Below are 18,579 nucleotides of genomic sequence, written 5' to 3'. Positions count from 1 at the left end.
ACCCGGTGACCACCGCCGGCTCGGGCACCAGCTCGGGCAGCGATTATGAGCAGCTCGGCTATGACGCGGCCAGCAACGTCACCTCGCGCCGCCTGCGCGACGGGCAGGTGATCGGCTTCACCTATGACAATCTGAACCGGGTGACGCTGAAGGATCTGCCGGGCAGCGAGCCCGACGTGACCTACAGCTACAACCTGCTCGGCCAGGTGACGAGCCTGGTGCGCCCCGACATCACGCACAGCTTCGGCTATGACGCGCTGGGCCGGCTGACCAGCGAGGCACAGCCCTTCGGCACGATCAGCTATCAGTATGATCTTGCCGGCCGGCGCGCGCGGATGAACTGGTGGGACGGCTTCTATGTCGACTACGACTATCTGACGACCGGTGAGATGACCGCGATCCGCGAGAATGGCGCGACCTCGGGCGTGGGCGTGCTGGCAAGCTACAGCTACGACCAGCTCGGTCGGCGGACCGGTATCGCCCGGGGCAACGGCACCAGCACGAGCTACAGCTATGATAGCGTCTCTCGCCTCGCCTCGCTCGCCCAGGACCTGGCCGGCAGCGCCTATGATTTCACGCATGGCTTTAGCTACAATCCGGCGGGGCAAATCACTTCGCAGACCCGCTCGAACGATGCCTATGCGTGGAACGGGCACTATAATGTCGATCGCGGCTATACGATCAACGGCCTCAATCAGGCCACGACCGCGGGCCCGACCGGCATCGGCTATGACGGACGCGGCAACCTGACCAGTTCGGGCAGTGCCGGCTACGGCTATTCGTCGGAGAATCTGCTCAAGTCCGGGCCTGGCGTGACGCTCTATTACGATGCGCTGGGACGGCTCTCCGAATATGACACCAGCACCTCGACGCGCTTCGTCTATGACGGCGGCAACATGGCAGCGGAGGTGTCCAATCCCGCCGGCAGCGTGCTGCGGCGCTATGTGTTCGGCCCCAGTGCCGATGAGGCGCTGGTGTGGTACGAAGGCTCGGGCACGAGCGACCGGCGCTGGCTGCATGCCGACGAGCGCGGCTCGGTCGTTACGGTGACTAACAGCTCGGGCAACGTCATCGGCGTCAACAGCTATGACGAATATGGCATCCCAGCCGCCGGCAATATCGGGCGCTTTCAATATACCGGCCAGGCCTGGCTGTCGGAGCTGGGCATGTATTACTACAAGGCACGCATCTACTCGCCCACCCTGGGACGCTTCCTGCAGACCGATCCCATCGGGTACCAGGCTGGGATGAATCTGTATAATTATGTCGGCGGTGACCCGATCAATTTTACCGACCCCAGTGGATTGTTACGCTGTTACACTGAGTACTACGAGAGTGCCTCGCGCTTGGATGGCTATGGCGGCGCGATGCTTTCAAGGGCCAAGTGCGATTGGGGCGATGATCCGGTAGCTCCACGTGAGACTGACCGTGGCGGCGGCGGCGGGGCGCCGGCGCCGAGAAAAGACCCGCCGCCGCAAAGGGCGCAAAACAGAGATGCGGATAAGTCGTGCCAGCGCGCGCTCGACATCGGTGGCGCGGTGGTCGCCAAATCACTCAATGGCTCTTTCCTTCCAGGCGCAGGTGCTCAAGTTAGTTTTGGGAAATTTGATTCTGCAAACGGCAAAGTTTCTGGGTACTACAGAACGGTAGGAGCGGGACTAGGTTTCGATGTCGGCGGTGGTGCTACCGTGTTTAACTTCTACTCGGACATACAAAACTTCGTCGGGATGAGCTTCAACCTATCAGGGGGAGTTGGCGTCGGATCGTTATCGATATCAACTAATCAGTCCTTCTCGGGATTAACTGGTGGATCGGCATCAGCTAACGCGCCCGGGAAAGCGTTCTCATTCACTGCTTCTCGGACTATCATATATGGGTGTAGCTATGCCAAATAGCGCGCAGGAAGTCATAAAAGGCATTGGTGCAATATTATTCGTAGGCGTGGCGATCGTTATAGTCACCTCTATTCTAATGCCTCACGACAATAGCACTCCTCTAGAGGCGCGTGGTTGCTATGTATCGACGAGCGGGCAAACAATCGTCTTGGGTAAGAACGATATTCGCGTAAATGGTGAGTCGGATGAACGCTTCCTGGTAAGGTTTAGCAGAACAAATCTCGGAAATCAGCTTAACCTGAGCCCAGGAGCCGTTCCTAAAGTGGACAAAAGGGGCATCTTGCAGCTAGTTCATCACGAGCCTGGCAATATAATCAGGATATCGGGAAGCCAGCTGACGTTCTATACGGAAGAGCAGGAAGAGTATCATTTTCGGAAAGCGACTTGCTGAATAGACCTTCCGGCTGCACCAACCATCTCGCCTTCATGGATGTCGATCGCCTGCTGTGCGCCCCCTCCAAGCGCGACCGGCTCCGCATCCGTTGGCCCACGCGCTCGCAAGCGAAGTGCTGCTCAAGCACCAGCGCTGGCAAGCAAGATCGCGGATGTCAGTAAACCGAAGGCCCTAGGGACCAAGATATGATAGGTTTTGGGCAATACGTGAAAAGCTCGCATTTCGACCTGGCGGTGGCGCTGGCGCTGCTCGGAGCAATGGGCGTGGTCGATGCAGAGACGCTGTCCGGCTATGTCGTGGTCGGCGAGCTGGCGCTGGACGGGCGGATCGCGCCGAGCCCGGGCGTGCTGCTCGCTGCGCTCCACGCCGCCGAGGCGGGCAAGGGACTGGTCTGTCCCGCCGCGCAGGGGCCGGAGGCGAGCTGGGCGGGGCAGGTGGACGTGGTCGCCGCACCCGACCTCATCGCGCTGCTCAACCATTTCAAGGGCAACCAGCTGCTGCCCGCGCCCGCGGCCGGCATGGTCGACCAACGCGTGCCGGGGCCCGATCTCGCCCAGGTGAAGGGGCAGGAGACGGCGCGACGCGCGCTCGAGATTGCGGCGGCGGGCGGGCATAACCTGCTGATGTGCGGGCCGCCGGGCGCGGGCAAGTCGCTGCTCGCCTCCTGCCTGCCGGGCATCCTGCCGCCGCTCGATGCCGCCGAGGCGCTGGAGGTGTCGATGGTCGCTTCGGTGGCGGGCGCGCTGCAGGGCGGGCGGCTGACGCGGACGCGCCCGTTCCGCAGCCCGCACCATTCGGCCTCGATGGCGGCGCTCACCGGCGGCGGGCTCAGGGTGAAGCCGGGCGAAGTGAGCCTGGCGCATCTGGGTTCTACGAAAAGATTGTGCGGGGTCTCACCTTGCTAGTCCAATGCGGTTGGATGTTGGATTGTCGCGCCAATCGGAACCGCGGCACCTTCATGGCCCGGCCTAATCTGATAGTCTGTGTCGCATGCCCATGGTCTTGCTTAGACGGTCTGACTTGAACGCGGCAATTCACGCACTCGACATTGATATCTGTCCGCTCGATATTATCGACGAGGCGTTAGCAGCCTTAGACCACTACGCCGTTCAAGAACTGACTCCAATATTACTCACTGATAGATGGGAACTGGACGAGCGACTCACCGACTTCGCCGCGCGTATGAGGTTGATAAAAAGGTCTCCTTTGACGGCAGAAACCTATGCACGTGAAGCCAACCTCTTTTCTCGTTACTTGCGTAGCCGCGGCAAAGACCTCGCTACTGCAAGCGAGGCAGATTTCTGGAGCTATCGCGCGCTGAGACTGCAAGGGCCTAGTACATCTAGACTGCAACCCAACACTTGGAACAAGGTCTGCGCTGCGCTCCTGGAACTGGCTCGATATCTAAAAATTTCCTGCGAAGAGTTGAAATGGAGCACCTTCCGCGCAAGCTACGAGTCGGATGACCGAGTTCGGATGATCTGTCTGGCTGATTATCTGACGTTCTCACGCATAGGGATGGGCACCGCGCCGCGCAGCCCTTTGCGCAATGTCGCTTTCTCCGAATTCCTCGTGACAACTGGTGCTCGATGTACCGAGAGCAGCTTGCTGCTTCGATATGAGCTCCCAGCGCTGCGAAGCTTCGGGACGAGTTTCTCTGTGGAGTTGGGGCTCTCGCCCCAGATAACAAAGCGACGGAAAGCTCGAAACATCCTCTATTCGAAGCGCGTTTGTCGCGACTTCATAGAGCCGTACATTAATGAAGAACGGTCCAATATCGTTGGCAAGACCTTGAAACGCTATTTTCCTTCCTCGATATATCGAGAAAAAGATCTTCCATTTCAAAGCCGGTTTATCTTCTTCCAGCGCGAGACTCCCGCGAAGGCCAGAATTATTGCTGGAAGCCAAGTTAAAAGCCTAATCCCTTTCGACCGGTTCACCATGGAGGAACGGACTAAGCTCATTGAGGTTCAACTCGAACCGGGAAACCGATATCGAGTTGTGGACGTCGGCGCCTTATGGCTATCGGAGCAGGGATTCGCCCTTTCGCGGCGGGCATGGGAAGCGGCTTTTGCCGCGGCGTGCGGACGCGTTCTAAGCAAGACGGGACAGGAAATTCACGTAGTTCCCCACGTGCTGCGCCATACCTTCGCCGTGCATCAGCTCAACTTCCAGCTTAGAGGCCTAGTTGAGATCAGGCATAAAAGCCGACTACTTGATCGTAGGGGCGAGGTGTTCGACCGCCTCGTGGGAGATCCCCTCCGAGAACTTCAGCGCCGGCTTGGGCATCGTAGTATCGCGACAACATACAAATACCTGAAGTTCGTTGAAGATAATCAAGAACTTGTTGATCGCGCTATTCGCGAGTGGGATACTGTTCTCAGCTGAGCAGCCTTCGCCAAATCTCGAGTGGGTCAGCCCCTCAGCTGGGGTGGCAGTCATCCTCCAGGCGGGGCGCGAGTGCCACCGATGTGACAGGACGTGTAGATTCTGTCATTATAGCCTACGAGGCGGAAATGCTGCAATCTTACCTGAGCCAATCTCCAATTGTTTCGCCTGTACCTGAATGATCTCGTCCTTACGCCGCAAGGCTAGGGCGAGACCATAGATGGTCGATACGAGTGAGGTGATCACCCGATCGGGGTCTGAGCGCTCTATGCTAAGCTGGCACATTTGATTGTCTTTGACAGCCTGCCATTCCGCTTGAAATTTCGGGAACTCCCGTAGTGCAGCACGCTCGACCATCGCTTCACGCACGAGATCGGCATCAGTGAGCACTAAACTCGGATTATCAACTGCCCGGTGCTTTAAGACGATAATGGCCCGGCGAACGGCTGATTCTTTTGCTTTTCGCCAATCCTGCATGGCCTCAGACCGATACATCGTTGCCCTCGAAACGCCCGCCTCGATCGCAAGATTGAGGTCGACGAGCATGCAGTTTTCGGCGCGGATAGGTTGGCCGGAAACCAGTCGCTGGATGGCCTCGCAGACCGCTATTTCTGATTTACGACGAACTGTCATCTTGGGTCTGCTTGAGCGCGCGCCTGTATTGGGCTATGACAGAGTCGAGCGCCAGGCGCTGATTCTTCGATATTCTAGGTCGCTTCCGGTATTCGACCGCCTCAGCTAAACTCCGTTCAATCATTGGCTTGTGCTTCCGCCAGAAACAGCTGTTTGGGCATTTCGTCCAGTCACACTGGGCAAAGTATGGCTTTTGAAGTGACTTAACTTCCGGCCGCTTGAGGCACCGCGCCGTGGCGGCGTCGAAAAAGCAGTCGTTTATCAGCGCCGGATAAACCTCACGGGCGACGTTTTTGAGCATTTGTGCCAGCCGCTTCTCGTCGACCACTTTTCCTGGAAGATCTCCAAGTACCTCCGCAATGTGCCGGAAATCGGCCTCGAGTTTGGCTCCCATTGGGCCGCCTAAACGGGCGCCTGCTTTGACGTCGGTGTACATGTCGATGAGGTCACGCATTTTCCCCGCGGCACGCGCGGCTTCAACTTCATCCCGAAATCCGGCCTCAACGGAGCCAGCATAACCTTCAAAGGTTACTTCCCGCACATGTCCGAACTGGCGCATGCCTGCCACCGTTCCGAAAGGTTCATTGGCGATATACCAAGCGATCGTACGACGCGGCTGTCGAGTGCTCCACCGCCAGTGTTGACCATCGTCAGTCGAAGGAATCCGGTAAAGATTATGGATGAGGTCGCGGTCGGCGGGCATGCCCGCTCCCTCAAGTGCATTAGCGGCCAGGCGGTTCACGTGAGTCTGAAATGCGTTGAGCCATGGCCCGGAGCAGTCCAGCAAGGCCACGGAGTCCGTCTTTAGGTCTTTGAACCGGCGAAAGATCAGATCGGTGTCTCGAGCACCAAGTCGATCCGGATGGATCGACAGCATAATCTCCCGGAGCATAGTGAGAGCTTCCAGCGCGCGGTGGACTTCCGGGAGGACAATCCACGTTCGCCTGCGGTCGCACAATCGCGCGCGAGCTTTTCGTCGCCCCTTCGCCGCCGCCACACCCTCTACCAAAAAACGATATGGGGTGCCGTCCTCATCTCGCTTTATGCGCCAACCACCTCGTTTAATCGTTTGAATTTCGCAGTCGCGCATTCCTGACAGGTAGGCGGTGATCAAGTATGCCGCAGTCGTTAGATATTGAGCTTCGAGATCGACCTCATAGGGCTCACTAAGGCGACGCCAAGCTACACCCGTCCCAGGTATATTTTCGAATTCAAAGGACGGACAACCCGCCGGGTTTGCGGGTCTTCTGCGATCACGACGTAACTTTAATAATCGGAAGATGTCTTGGCTTGCAGTTTCAACATAGAATAGGGCCCACTTCATCATTGGATCGATGATCGCGCGAGGGATGCGAGATGTGGCGTTCACTTCGCCGATGGGAGGTGGTCCTAGTACTTCGCACGGCTGCCGATCTTTCCAGGGCATGACCGTCGAGACAGCAAAGGGTAGCCAGGGCCGGTAGATGAAAAGGCGCCGCGGCACGGCTGCGGCCCGCACACGCTGCGAATAGCTTTGCTCTTTGAACATCGCCATCCAAGCATCGTTGTCATCATCTGAAACCGACGAAATCTGAAGGTTCCGTTCAGCCATGAACGCGCAATAGCGCTCTATCCAACGGAGATTCTTCTTCAGTCGATTCGGGGGGCAAGATTCTAGATTTCCTGGGACGCCTGCGTGGTCGAAATTCATAAGGCACCAAGCATAAGCTTTTATGAATTCACGAAAATCTTCACTGTGCCCGGTAAAATCCAGTTTACGCAACGACATGCCCACGTTGGGCGCGTGAATGCCAACGTCCAGGTCCCATTCATCGTCGCGAAAGAGCGAGAGGGGCGCGAGCCCCTCCTTTTCTGAGACGCGGCGATACTCAGGCACGACCGGCAGATCGTCGGATATGCGCCGATGATCCGCAAATGCATTCTCTTGCCAAGCTAGGCGGCTGTTCATGAGGTCAGCCCGACAGACGGGGGCATAAACAGCGGATCGTGATCGGCAGCCCCATGAATGACCGTCGTGGCTCGCGCGATTTGCTCGGCAGTAAATTGCGGAAGAATCTGGAGTTCGATTCGGTCCAGATCTGGCTTGTAAATGGTGCGCCAGACATCTTCGTGAACGGTTTGTCGCCGCTCTCTGAGTATGCACGCGTAGCGAAGCAAGTTTGGCAACTTGCGTGATGTGAAGATGCCATTGTTACAATGAAGACACTCGCTGAAAGGCGCCGGACACGCTTCCCCTGGCAAGCCGAACGGGCTGCTATGGAAGGATACGCACCCCGCAAGCCAAACGTCTTCGGATCCTTGGATCGCCGCCAAGCAAGATGCAAAGGGCTGCCCAGTTGCCTCGCTCAACCGCGCCGCTTGCTTTGAAGGTGGTTCATTGCCGGCGATAACTCTTGCTGCGGCGTCGGCCAGGGCGTGCCCTAGTCCGCTTACCACAGCTTCGTCGTGCAGTTCTTCAAGAGAAGGGAGGTTGGCATAGTGATCGCGAGCAACGGCGTAACTATGATCATCCGCCAGTGCAAAGATATCACCGCCGCTTTTCGTGTACTTATGCGCTTTGACGGTCTTACGAAATCTCGACGGCTCTAGGCCATCCAACATTTTCCCATCATCAGAGATGATAATATTGCGATCACAAAATCTCCACCACGGATGCCGGACGGGATGTTGAAACGTGCACAGCCTGAAGCCAGCTCTATAGCTCGCGAGCCAAAGATAATCCTGATGGCGGTCCCCAGAAGATTTTAGGGCGATATGAGCGGGCTCCGTCAGCTCTAAAATCAGACGAATTAGCCCGCCCGGGGTGTCAATTCCTCCATCTCGCTCTCGTTGTGTATAGAGACGATCATTATCACGTGACTTACGATACTTAATATTTACGTATCCGTTCGCGGAGCTTTCAAGGCAGTCCCGTCGCAATGTCTTCAAGGATGAATAGTCTATTTGGCATATTAGGCCAAGAATGGCCATAAAAGGTGTGAGTTCGTCCATTGTCGGACATAGCATGCGCGCGACTTCGCTTGGACGCATAATATCTACCAGCGGTGCCGCGTGTCGCGCAGGTTCAGATCTAAGTGCGCGGTATTTCAATTCAATCGCACGGAGGAGCTCTTTTGCCCGTTTAGCTATCGGTCCATACCTCTTATCGTTGACAAATAATCCACTCGAAGAAAGTTTATGTATCGATCGCGATGGATCGTCCCATTGCAGCCAGCCCGTAAACGAAAAGTGGAAATTCGGCGGTAAGGCGCTCCAGTCTTCTTGAAGAAGGATTCTCTCGAGCTCGAGGACCTTAGTGGCAGTTTTCTTAGCCAGGTCTTGGCGGAAATATTTCCCGTAGCGGGCAGTAAGGGATCGCGCTACAGTAGTAATGTCCATCATCGACTCTGGGTGCGCTCTCCGGTAGGTGTAAAAATTTCGATTCAGCGGGGCGATCCCGAAGACGGGCTCTTCCCAAGTTAGAATACTCCTGACCCCAAAACTCAGATCGCCGAACCTCGATAGTGGGATCCCCTTGTCGTCCCATATACGCAGTACGTGCAACCTACGCCTGAGTTGGTCCTCTTGCCTGCGCCAAAGTTCCGTTGGTTTGTCGATATCGTCCCCGATCTGAACAGGTGGTATCGACGCTTCCCAAAGTTCCTCATCTTCGGCCCGGCGTCGCTTGGTGCCATCCACAACGGCCGCGACAGATTCTGTCTCATATCGTGAGAGGCGATCTAAAAACTCTGGACAATGTGTAAACATTGCGTCCAGCACTCTGCGCGATATCCTGAGTTCTTTGCGAACATCGTCTTTCGTCCAACCGCTCGCGATCAGATGAGATGCATGGATTATCGCGTCATCGCCGATGTCCGCTCCAGTGATGTAACTTCGGAATGTCAAAACAGTACACCGAGCGTCTCGGAGATACCTGGAGAATACCGCTGGTGCGACAGGGCGACCTTGCGCCAAATCAAGCAGGGTTCTGTCAGCAGGCGACAAGATAGCAGGCTGGCTGACGTGAGGCTTCTGCAGGTCTTTAAGGCGGGCAGCTCCGCCGCGAACCCGCTCAATGACCGGCCCGATTTCTGCCTTAGCAGCCTCTTGAATTTGGCGAGTCACATAGGCGCTGTAAGCGTCCCTGGGGCTCGTGGCGGGCTTCTGGTAGCGGCTAGTGTAAGCAAGCCGGTCGCCCAGAGTTGTGTCTGTTAGGTTGGCTGCGACTGCATGGGGGCTCATCTTTCTGGCCGCACGAAGCACGACGATCAAAATACACAGCTTGCTCCACTGCGACACGGACATCGCAGGTTGATCCATGGAATCCAGAAAGGTTCTATCCAGTTGCGCAACAGACTGGATCTGTTGCTCTGGATCGATCTTGTCCATGCTCGACAAGATGCCTCCAATGGTCAATCTGTAACTATGAAAAGTCGTGTGCTTTCGGAAGTACTTTCCGCTGTTTATCATGTGGTAGAATACAAGGATTATCTCTTGCGCGAGATTTTTTCGTGAATACGATGCATAGTGCCAGCGCGTGGTACGTTCATCGATCGTGGTAGTTAGTACTAGATTATCCGTATCAATGACCGCAAAATAGTTTGGGTCAATTTGATTGACGGTCGGCGGAGCTAGTTCGCCGAAGTCGAGTACGTCGCGGCGCTTCACAACCGGATACTTATCGACGACGGGGGTGTTCGCAAGGTTCGCTTACCGAGAGCCCGGGAAACGTGTGCCTGGACTTTGAGGCATCCTGGGGCGGTAACTTTTGCGCGCCTCGCCATCCATATTGACCTTGTCGCGAACGGATAGATGTCAGCAGAGCACTGTGCAAATGTGATGTCAAGTGTTTGATATTGCGCAATAATTTGCAGGATGAGGCATTCTCGGGATCGAAACCAAACGGCAGCGGTAGATAGGTAACTATTTGATCTTGCGGGCCCGGCTGAGGCCTTCTTGCAGGATGGATGGAGACGAAACGATATTCTGTGGCAGCAGCCAGCACGTGACCTTTAAGCCCAACTCAATGCTGGAACGACGGCGTGGAGCATCTTCAAAGTGGATCGCGGATGTTTATGACGCCGAGCATTATCGTCCGCTTGCGAGGCATCTCCTCCAGCTAGGTATAGCCGGTGGGTCAATTGAAGCGGCCGCTTGGTGGTTCGGATCGATCTGAGCGGAACCGCCGCGGCACAATGCGGCCGCACGCGCTCTGCTAGCCGAGCCCGAGGCACGGTTCGCGTGAGCAAGGTGTTGAGCCCGGATAAAAGTGCCTCATCCGTGAAATAAGACTGCCTCAACGCAGACCATGCGAGGGCGCTGATCGGCCGCTAAGCGCTCCAATCTCGGACACTCGATCGGATCACGCGCGATCCTGAAAGCGGCCGTTCATTCAGGCGCCCGAAGGTCGTGTTCTACCGCGAGCCCGCGTTTCTCGGTGTATGTTGCGCCGATCTCTACGATGTTGCTGTGCAGATTGTGCTGCGCGCCCATGGGGCAGGCTTTAGGTCCACAGGATCACCGCAGCATTATAAGTCATATGGAGCAGCACAGCAGGCGCCAGCCGTCCGGAGCGTTTGAAGAGCAGACAATTGGCAGCCCCAACTAAGCCGACAGGTAGCCAGGCAAGCGGCGGGTGATAGATGGCGAAGAATGCGGCAGCGCCAAGCACCGCCTTCCATCCTCCCCATTGCCGGTCGAGCGTCCGGAATACGAGACCGCGGAATAGATATTCCTCGGCGAAGGGCGCGAAGGCTATCGCGATGACAGCATAGGCTGTCGCCATCCCCGGAATGCTGTCCATCTGAAGCCTCGATGCCTCGGTGGCTTTGGCTATCGACGGAATGAGCTCGATCGCCGCGATGTACAAATGTGCGAGCAGGGCCAGCGTCAGACCCGCCGCTACCGCATAGAAGAACCAGCGAAGCTCGCCCCTGTCTGCCGCCAGGTAGCGGCGCATCCACGGCCACATTCCCTCCGGCTGTTCCTCGTCTTGCGGGATGGGCGCGGATCCCTGCCAGCGCCAGATTTGCGCAGGGGGGACGTCGCGCCGGGACAGGAAATTGGACACGCCGATCGATACCGCGACGGCACAGACCGCATATCCCAGCCCTTGCGCGATCCCGAGGCTTTCCCTGCCGCCGAACGCGAACACCACACCGGTCACGATCGAGGCGCATTCGATCAGGATGCTGATCGACACCATGGCGTGCATCAGCGTCGGGGGCGGGGGGAGCTGCTCCGACCATGGGTCGTACAGATAGGGAAGCCGCGCGCGCAGATTCTCCCACATCGCAGCCGCGGTTATCCAGGAATAGACAATGCCGACGATCGCGAGATTCCATTGCTGCGTGGAGATGCCGATGGCGAAGGTTAGCATCCCCAGCTGTGCGGCCCAACGTCGCCCTGCAGGAACCTTTTCGGCTTCGCCGGAATCCGAGACGATGGTGACGAGCGTGACCGATTTTTCGGCCATGCTGCGCGCAAAGAAGAACCAGCCAATCGCGACCAGGGCGATCCGCCACCAATCATGCGGGAAGAACCAGCACGATGCCAACAGGACCGCCACGACCAGGCCCGAGGCGATCATCGACCAGAGCCAGGCTTTGGCCTTTAGCACGCCTTCGAGCCCGCGCGGCCACGTCAGGGCGATCCATAGCGCGGCACCTTCCGAGGTCAGCGATTTCGGGCCGAGGATCCAAAGGAAATAAGTGCCGAAGAAGATCGCGGCCCCGCTGAGGTAGTACCAGGAGTCCGCGGCGTGACTGAGGATGCCGCGAAGGTTGAACAGCTGAAACCCGGCGACCGTGACCGGGATCAGGATCACTTGCACGATCGCGCTTCGGTCGCGAACGAACCAGAGATACTCCTTGCGGAAGAGGGGATCGCGCCCGAACCGCGCCCGCTTTCTCGGGCGCGAGAGCAAGGTGTCGGAAGCGAAGGCGCCGCTCAAGCCGTTGCGGACCGACCGGGCGCTGAAGACCACGGATGCGGCCACCAGGACCGCGCTAGTCGCCCAGCAAAAAACCATGCCGCGCAGGAAGGAGAACTCCCCGTCCTGGCCGAGCCCAAGGAACAGGCCCAGGATCGGGACGGAGGCCTGGGGCGCCGGCCCCAGCCATAGGCTCAGCGCCGCCGCGATGCGCGGCATGAGCCCGATACTGAAGAAAATCGAGACCAGCGAGGCATAGCCGAACCAGCTCAATATCCCGATCGCCGCGCCCCGGCTCCTGGCCGGCAAGCGCAGGATTGCGCCGATCTCCAGGGCCTTGCCGACGCATGCCGCCGCAATGGTCACGGGAATGCCGACCAGAGCCGCGGCTCCGAAGCCGGCCCATGGTCCTTGCGCGGCACCGTACAGGATTCCGGTGAAGATCGGTGCCGTCCAATAGGTGAGATTGGCCGACAAGGGCGCCAGCATCTCGGCAAAGAAGACTGCGCCGGCCCCGATCGGATGGCTAAGAAGCCATTCCCACATCGGGTGACGCCGGCGTTGGAGATCCAGTTCCAGCCCCTCGCCCTGGCAAATCAGCATCGCGAACCACCAGAGCAGGACGATGGATCCGAGGATCATGCCGACCGGTCCTGCCTTGGCGAGGTTCGAGAGCCCCGGTTCGGCATTGTCGCTGGAGGTCAGCTCACTACTGTCCGCAGCGGCGACCGTGGCGCGGAGCCGTTTTTCTGTGGCGGCCTGGTCACCGCCGTTGCGCTCCACGACTTCCTTGGCTTCCAGGCTATAATCGCCATCACTGATATCGGGGGAGGGTTCTTCTCCGGCTTCGCGTTCCTCCGCCCGCAGCTTCACTTCGTCCATGAACCAGCTGCTGACGACGAGCTTGCCCTGCCGCTTGGTTTGAATGGCCTGGCTAGCCTCGACCGCGGACTGAACCGAAACCGCAGCGGCTCCGTGCAGAAACGCCATGAGCAGGACGCCGAGGATTGTGCCCAGCGCCCCCCAGTTGGTTGCCTCGCGGCCCGAGCGATTGTTGAGCAGCTGTTGCTGGCGTCGATGGCGGCCGCTCGAGCGCCGTCGTGACGCCATGAGCAACAGGCCGACTGTCCGCCAGAAGCCGATCGCGGAGCCGTTATTCATGCGCCCTGCGGTCGCGCCGTGAGCTTCAGGAACAGCGATTCCAGACTTTCGTCGCCATGGAGCTGCATCAGTTCGGCAAGCGACCCCTTGGCGATCAGCGACCCGTCACGGATGATCACGGCATGCGAGCATAGCCGGGCCACGTGATCCATCAGGTGGGTCGAGAAGAGTACCGTGGTGCCGGCGGCCGCGACTTCCTGGATCAGGTCGTAGAAGAGGTGCGTGGATTCGACGTCCAGTCCGTTGGTCGGCTCGTCGAGCACCAGGAGGCGTGGCTGATGCTGCATGGCGAGCAGCAGGCCGAGCTTCTTCTTCATGCCTCGCGAATAGTCTTCGGCATAATTGTCGAGATCGTCCGCTAGCCTGAGTTTTTCGGCGACAGGCCAGGTCCGGTCCATTGCCGCTTCCGTATCGAGGCCGTGCATGCCGGCGCTCAATTCCAGCAACTCGCGGCCTGACAAATAGGAATAGAAAACGGGTTCGTCGGGCAGGAAGCCGATCAGCTTCTTCACTTCGACCCGGTCTTCGAAGGCATCGAGCCCAGCCACCTTCAGGTCGCCCGAGCTCGCCTTCAATATCCCCATCAGCAGCCGGAAGAGCGTGGTCTTGCCGGCGCCGTTCGGCCCCAGCAAGCCGCAGATCTGGCCGCTTGGTATGCCGAACGACACGTCGTCCAATGCGAGCTTGTCGCCGAAGCTCTTGCTGGCGTGTTGAACAACGACGATCTCTCGCCGGGTAGCTGCGTCCGGAAGAGGTTGCATTTGCTCCATGGAGTTGAATGGCCCCTCAAAATCTGTCCCACCGCCAGTCCTTCCACACGCAGATCCTCGGGGAAGGGTTAATGCGAAGAGGTTAGCTAGCAATCTAAATTTCGCTAGATCAAAGGGCTCGGCAAGCGCAACGCGGCAAAGGCAGCTTTGCGCCCTCCTATCGGACCTTCGGGCCAAGTCGCATTCAGCTCAAGAGCGGACGTAAGTTATGACAAGCGCACTTCGAACTCGAGGTGCTTAGGCGGCGTCATTCGCTTGAGACACGAAGGGCGTCGAGGACCTCCGAATTAATCGTGCCGGTCACCGACAAGGCGCGCGCCGCTTGAAATTTGCGGATCGCTGCGCGCATGCCCGGGCCGACCACTCCGTCGATCGCGCCTTGATAATAGCCTTGGGCGAGCAGTGCGATCTGGACCCGTTTGACGATCGACTTGAATCGTTCGGTCCGACCACTCAGCGCCTGCTGGCTGTCGGCGCGCGGCGGTGTCGCCTCACCGGGCTGGGCACTGCGCAACGGCAAGTAGCGCGTTGGTGGTGCCGGGGCCGGCGTCGGTGCAGGCGTGGTATAGGTCGGCGCGCCATAGCTGCCACCATAACCTCCTCCCGTGCTCGAGCGATGGCTGGTGTGGCTTGTATGGCTGTAGTGGCCGCCGCTGCCGGAGCGGTGGCTGCTATGGCTGCGATGGCTCGAATGGCTGCGATGCTGGGCGAGCGTGACCATATGGCCCTGCTTGAAGATGTCGAACAAGGTCGCGCGGTCGGGATCGCCATTGCCGCCCGTGTTTAACTGGACAGTGACGGCGGAGGCCTGATCGTGCGCGCCGAAACCGGCGGCAAACAAGCTGGGGATCAGGAACCGCGTGCGCTTCATAGAGGATGAACTCCCTCAGTCGCGGCATCGGGATGCCATTCGAAAAAACCCGTGCAGGCCTCGCGTTCGCGGCAACCATCACAGGCCTCGACATATTTGCGCTTCCAGTCGGAGATCGAGGCGGCAGCGAGATAGCGATAGGGCGCGGGAACGGTGCAGCGCGGGAAGTTGAACAGGTGTGCCGGCACGCCGTGCAGTTTCGCGTGGTCGAGGGCCGCGGCGATGGGTCTGAAATCCTGGGCATGCTCGACATAGAGTTCGCGCCAGCGGTTGCGGGCGAAGCCGACATGCTCGAGCTGCATGATCGACCAGGCGTGGATGAAGCGCAGCCGCGTGGCGAGATAGCGGGCGAGTTCGGGCAGCACCTCGAAATTATCGCGGACGAGCACGGTGCGCAGTTCGACGCGCGCACCGCTCAGCAACAGGTGCGCAAGGCTCTCCTCCAAGCGGGTGAAGGCGCCTTGCTTTCCGACGATATGATCGTGCAGCGCCGCGTCGTGCGCATAGAGCGGGATGCCCCACAGGATGCGGCGGAAGAGCGGCGCGCGCAGCCTGGCGATATCCTCGCTCTGGAAATGCTGGCCGTTGGTCAGGACGTGGAAAGCAAGGTCGGGTCGCGCGGTGAGCACCCGCTCGATCATGCCGAGCAGTTCTGCCTTGTAGAGTGTCGGTTCGCCGCCCGAGATGCCGATGACGCTGTCGGGCTCGGCGAGCAGGCAGGCTTGCTCGAACAGGGCAAAGCGATCGACATGAGTCTTCTTGGGCGGCTGCGAACACATCACGCAGAGCTGGTCGCAACGCTCGGTGACGAGCAGGGTGTTGTGCGGGGAGCCCGCGCGCAGTAGCCGCTCGATGCGGCCCCCATCCGGTTGGACGAGGACCACATCACCGTCCAGGGCTTGCGCCGACAGGCCGTCGATCGCCAGCAGGCCGTGCGCCCCGGCGAAGGTCGCGCCGGTGTCGTCTTCGTCGCACAGGATCGCGTCATCCGGACCGGTCATGGCATTGCGGCGCGTGCGCAGCCGGGCGATGAAGGGGTGTTCGGCTTCGGCAAGCGCGGGAAGCGTGAGCTCGATCACAGGTGCGAGATTCCGAGTGCCGGCGGCGTGCCGTCGAGGCGTAGCCAGCGGCTCAGCGAATAGCGAACCGTGGGATCATCCTCGTAAATCAGCCGGAACAGCAGGTCGAATAGATGCCGGTGTCGCCGGCAGAATTCGGTGTCGAGCCGCGGCACATCGATACGGCCATAGCGGGCTAGATCATCGACGATGTCGCGTCCGCAATATGGCTGATAGGCGCAGCGCTGGCAGGCGGGATCGTCGAAGTTCGAGCTATGGGCATTGAGCAGATCGCGCCGCTCGCCGGTCCAGCCCGAGCGGACGTCGCCGATCGCTAGGTCGATCACGCCGGAGCGCGAAAGCATCCGTGCTTCGTCGGTTGGGTAGACCAGCCCGTCATGGTCGATCACCACATAGTCCTGTCCCAGGGGGTTGGGATTGCGCAGGTCGACATGGCGGTCGGTGCCGGGCTGGAAAATCCGGCGCAGGCAGATGCTGGTATAGGTTTCCTCGATCACGCGGCTGCGATCGGCCCAGTTGCGCGCGATGAGCGCGCGGACGAACGCCTCATGATAGGCCCGCCAGCTTTCCGACTGCTCGCGCGAGTCCCGGTGGCGCTTTCGCGCAAAACCCTGATAGTTGATCGGGCGCAGGAAGATGCTGTTGAGCCCGAGGCCCGCATAGCTGTCGATCAGCGTATCGATGGGCGGCGGCGCGAGCGGATCTACCGTCGGCAGCGCCGAGATCTTCTCGGCGCCGTAGCGCGTGATGACGCGCTCGAGATTGGCGAGGAACTGATCGGTCGCCGCCGTGGTGGCGGTGCGCTGGCGCCGATGGGTGAGCAGGTCCCCGTCGAGCGACGTGCTGATATAGAGCTCGGGGTGGTCGAATAGCGCGAGAATCTCGTCGTCGACGGTCTGGAGGTTGGTGCAGATGACGAATTGGCGTTCGCCGAAGCGCTGACAGCGTTGGATCACCATGCGCAGCAGGTCGGGGCGGAGCGTCGGCTCGCCGCCCTGGAATTCGATCTTGATCCGTTCGCCCGGCAGGCCGTCGAGGAGTGCCAGTACCGCCTCGAGGGTGGCGTCGCTCCAATCGAAGCCGGGCTGATGGATGCCTGCGCGTGATACCTGGCAATAGCTGCAGCTGAGATTGCAGCGCAGCGTCGGCACCAGAATCAGATAGTCGAGCGGCCCGGCATGGTCGGCGCGTTCAGCCAGCCCATAAAGGTAGGCGGCCTGCCCAAGAGCATCACCGTCGTGGAGGAAATGGCCCTCGCCAGTGAGAAACGCATCGTCGTTGGCGGACAGTTGCTCATCAACCAGCCGAGCTAGGAATGGCGGCGCTGTGCGAAAGAACTGCCCTGTGTCCTGGACACACAGCACCTGCTCTTCGCCCAAGTGTCGCGTGCGGAGCGGTATGAAGCTCATGTTGCCAATGTCGAGAAGGCCGCTGCGCGCCGGGTATTGCCGCGGGCGAGCAGCAGCTCATTGGCGAGCGCTGCCGCCCAGATTGCCGCGAGGCCAGCGCTATTATGATCGTCTGAGCGGAGCTCGACCAAATCGTTTTCGAGTGTCACTTCCACATGCGGATAGAAGCCCGGCAGCCAATGCACGGCCGAACCCGCCGCGTCACGCCACGCGTCGTCGATCCTCAGCTGTATCGAAACCACCATGCTTCTCTCCCCCAAACAAGAGGTTAGCCACAAGAATCAAGGGCAACAAGCACTTGTGTCTGATGTGGAAGCAAAACATCCATTATGGACAGAATCGCTGCTTTGACTTGCAGGTTGAAGCTTCGAAGTCGCTGCCATAGGCTAGTTTCCTGGGGGATAGGCATGGCCGCAGCAAACTCGAACACTGCTTCTAATGGCTGGATTGCTGTCCTTGCAGTGCTCGGATTGCTGCTGATGATCGGAATGTGTTCATCGTCCAAGGACAAGACTGCGCAGTCTTTCGTCTCCCCGTCGCTCAGCAACCAGATTGAGGCGATGGAGCTTTCCGCCTCTGCGTCGGTCGCGCCGCTTGACGCAGCTAGCATGCGTAAGGGCCGCCAGCACTTGAGCGCGGTCCTGCAGGCCGAGGGTCTATCGGGGGCAATGATCTACAGCCAGAATTGCTATGACGCGCTGAGCCGCGCCTTCAACTGGGCCAAGCTCGACTTGTGCGGCGGTTTCGACATGCTGGCTGTAAAGGCAGCCGACGGCGTCGACACCGCGGGCCTGAACACGGAAATCGAATATTTTGGCTCGGAGGCGGCAGCCGGGCGCTATCTCGCGTTGGCGACAAAGGCCGGCGAGGCGGCCGAGGACGCCGATAAGCGCCTTGAGGCATTGCAACGGCGTACAGATGCACTGGCCCCGAAGGCGAAGCCTACAACAGTGCGTTCGCCTGAAGACGGCCCCGAGAGTGATTCCGACATCCCGACGGAGAATGTGATCGATGAGGTGGATGTTTGATGTGCCTGGACCTGTCGGCTTTGCGCCCTCTTTGTTGTCGT

At 59.3% G+C, this 18,579-nt stretch carries 12 protein-coding genes and 1 pseudogene; 4 read left to right on the top strand and 9 right to left on the bottom strand.

The genetic code is table 11. The annotated features are described in order from the left end of the window. The 3 genes and pseudogenes from FFS08_RS22250 to FFS08_RS22240 all read left to right on the top strand — a co-directional run. Positions 1 to 1,895, top strand: a 1,895-nt coding sequence (locus FFS08_RS22250) for an RHS repeat-associated core domain-containing protein (protein WP_137864670.1), incomplete at its 5' end; no start/stop codon positions are given. A gap of 603 nt (positions 1,896 to 2,498) precedes the next feature. Then, positions 2,499 to 3,158, top strand: a pseudogene (locus FFS08_RS22245) (ATP-binding protein); the annotation flags it as partial. A gap of 151 nt (positions 3,159 to 3,309) precedes the next feature. Beyond that, positions 3,310 to 4,677 (top strand): site-specific integrase, encoded by a 1,368-nt coding sequence (locus tag FFS08_RS22240; protein ID WP_137864669.1) that lies wholly within the window; start codon positions 3,310 to 3,312, stop codon positions 4,675 to 4,677. A 108-nt stretch (positions 4,678 to 4,785) separates the two neighbouring features. Here FFS08_RS22240 and FFS08_RS22235 read toward each other — a convergent pair whose 3' ends face one another. From FFS08_RS22235 to FFS08_RS22195, 9 genes are all read right to left on the bottom strand, one after another. Next, the gene (locus tag FFS08_RS22235; protein WP_137864668.1) at positions 4,786 to 5,310 is read right to left on the bottom strand and encodes a hypothetical protein; all 525 of its coding nucleotides are present in this window, start codon (positions 5,308 to 5,310) and stop codon (positions 4,786 to 4,788) included. Further along, positions 5,294 to 7,258, bottom strand: coding sequence for a hypothetical protein (locus FFS08_RS22230; protein ID WP_137864667.1), 1,965 nt, complete (start codon positions 7,256 to 7,258; stop codon positions 5,294 to 5,296). Before FFS08_RS22230 ends, FFS08_RS22235 begins: the two co-directional genes overlap by 17 nt. Beyond that, entirely contained in the window at positions 7,255 to 9,957 is a 2,703-nt protein-coding gene (locus FFS08_RS22225) for a hypothetical protein (RefSeq protein ID WP_137864666.1), read from the bottom strand. The genes FFS08_RS22230 and FFS08_RS22225 overlap by 4 nt, the downstream gene beginning before the upstream one ends. A gap of 835 nt (positions 9,958 to 10,792) precedes the next feature. Next, positions 10,793 to 13,381, bottom strand: coding sequence for a CPBP family intramembrane glutamic endopeptidase (locus FFS08_RS22220; protein WP_137864665.1), 2,589 nt, complete (start codon positions 13,379 to 13,381; stop codon positions 10,793 to 10,795). Further along, a complete protein-coding gene (locus tag FFS08_RS22215; protein ID WP_171012772.1) occupies positions 13,378 to 14,142 on the bottom strand; it encodes an ABC transporter ATP-binding protein in 765 nt (254 codons plus the stop codon). The genes FFS08_RS22220 and FFS08_RS22215 overlap by 4 nt, the downstream gene beginning before the upstream one ends. A 256-nt stretch (positions 14,143 to 14,398) precedes the next feature. Further along, positions 14,399 to 15,022, bottom strand: coding sequence for a peptidoglycan-binding protein (locus FFS08_RS22210; RefSeq protein WP_137864663.1), 624 nt, complete (start codon positions 15,020 to 15,022; stop codon positions 14,399 to 14,401). Beyond that, entirely contained in the window at positions 15,019 to 16,101 is a 1,083-nt protein-coding gene (gene hxsC, locus FFS08_RS22205) for a His-Xaa-Ser system radical SAM maturase HxsC (RefSeq protein ID WP_137864662.1), read from the bottom strand. Before hxsC ends, FFS08_RS22210 begins: the two co-directional genes overlap by 4 nt. Further along, a complete protein-coding gene (gene hxsB / locus FFS08_RS22200) occupies positions 16,098 to 17,510 on the bottom strand; it encodes a His-Xaa-Ser system radical SAM maturase HxsB (RefSeq protein WP_137864661.1) in 1,413 nt (470 codons plus the stop codon). Before hxsB ends, hxsC begins: the two co-directional genes overlap by 4 nt. Further along, positions 17,507 to 17,755, bottom strand: a complete 249-nt coding sequence (locus tag FFS08_RS22195; protein WP_137864660.1) for a hypothetical protein — start codon at positions 17,753 to 17,755, stop codon at positions 17,507 to 17,509. The genes hxsB and FFS08_RS22195 overlap by 4 nt, the downstream gene beginning before the upstream one ends. A 162-nt stretch (positions 17,756 to 17,917) precedes the next feature. Here FFS08_RS22195 and FFS08_RS23735 point away from each other — a divergent pair, with 162 nt between their 5' ends. Next, positions 17,918 to 18,538 (top strand): hypothetical protein, encoded by a 621-nt coding sequence (locus tag FFS08_RS23735; RefSeq protein ID WP_171012771.1) that lies wholly within the window; start codon positions 17,918 to 17,920, stop codon positions 18,536 to 18,538. Positions 18,539 to 18,579: the final 41 nt, after the last annotated feature.

Source organism: Sphingomonas sp. 1F27F7B (genome assembly GCF_005503355.1).
In the GTDB taxonomy this organism is placed as follows: Bacteria; Pseudomonadota; Alphaproteobacteria; order Sphingomonadales; family Sphingomonadaceae; genus Sphingomonas.
Note: the sequence above shows the minus strand (reverse complement) of the source record. Positions and strands in the feature narration are given on the sequence as shown.

Bases quoted from the DNA above. Each gene is read 5' to 3' on its own strand.
- FFS08_RS22230 (WP_137864667.1), bottom strand. From the start codon at position 7,258: ATGAACAGCCGCCTAGCTTGGCAAGAGAATGCATTTGCGGATCATCGG.
- FFS08_RS22235 (WP_137864668.1), bottom strand. From the start codon at position 5,310: ATGACAGTTCGTCGTAAATCAGAAATAGCGGTCTGCGAGGCCATCCAG.
- FFS08_RS22220 (WP_137864665.1), bottom strand. From the start codon at position 13,381: ATGAATAACGGCTCCGCGATCGGCTTCTGGCGGACAGTCGGCCTGTTG.
- FFS08_RS22210 (WP_137864663.1), bottom strand. From the start codon at position 15,022: ATGAAGCGCACGCGGTTCCTGATCCCCAGCTTGTTTGCCGCCGGTTTC.
- FFS08_RS22215 (WP_171012772.1), bottom strand. From the start codon at position 14,142: ATGCAACCTCTTCCGGACGCAGCTACCCGGCGAGAGATCGTCGTTGTT.
- FFS08_RS22195 (WP_137864660.1), bottom strand. From the start codon at position 17,755: ATGGTGGTTTCGATACAGCTGAGGATCGACGACGCGTGGCGTGACGCG.
- hxsB (WP_137864661.1), bottom strand. From the start codon at position 17,510: ATGAGCTTCATACCGCTCCGCACGCGACACTTGGGCGAAGAGCAGGTG.
- FFS08_RS23735 (WP_171012771.1), top strand. From the start codon at position 17,918: ATGGCCGCAGCAAACTCGAACACTGCTTCTAATGGCTGGATTGCTGTC.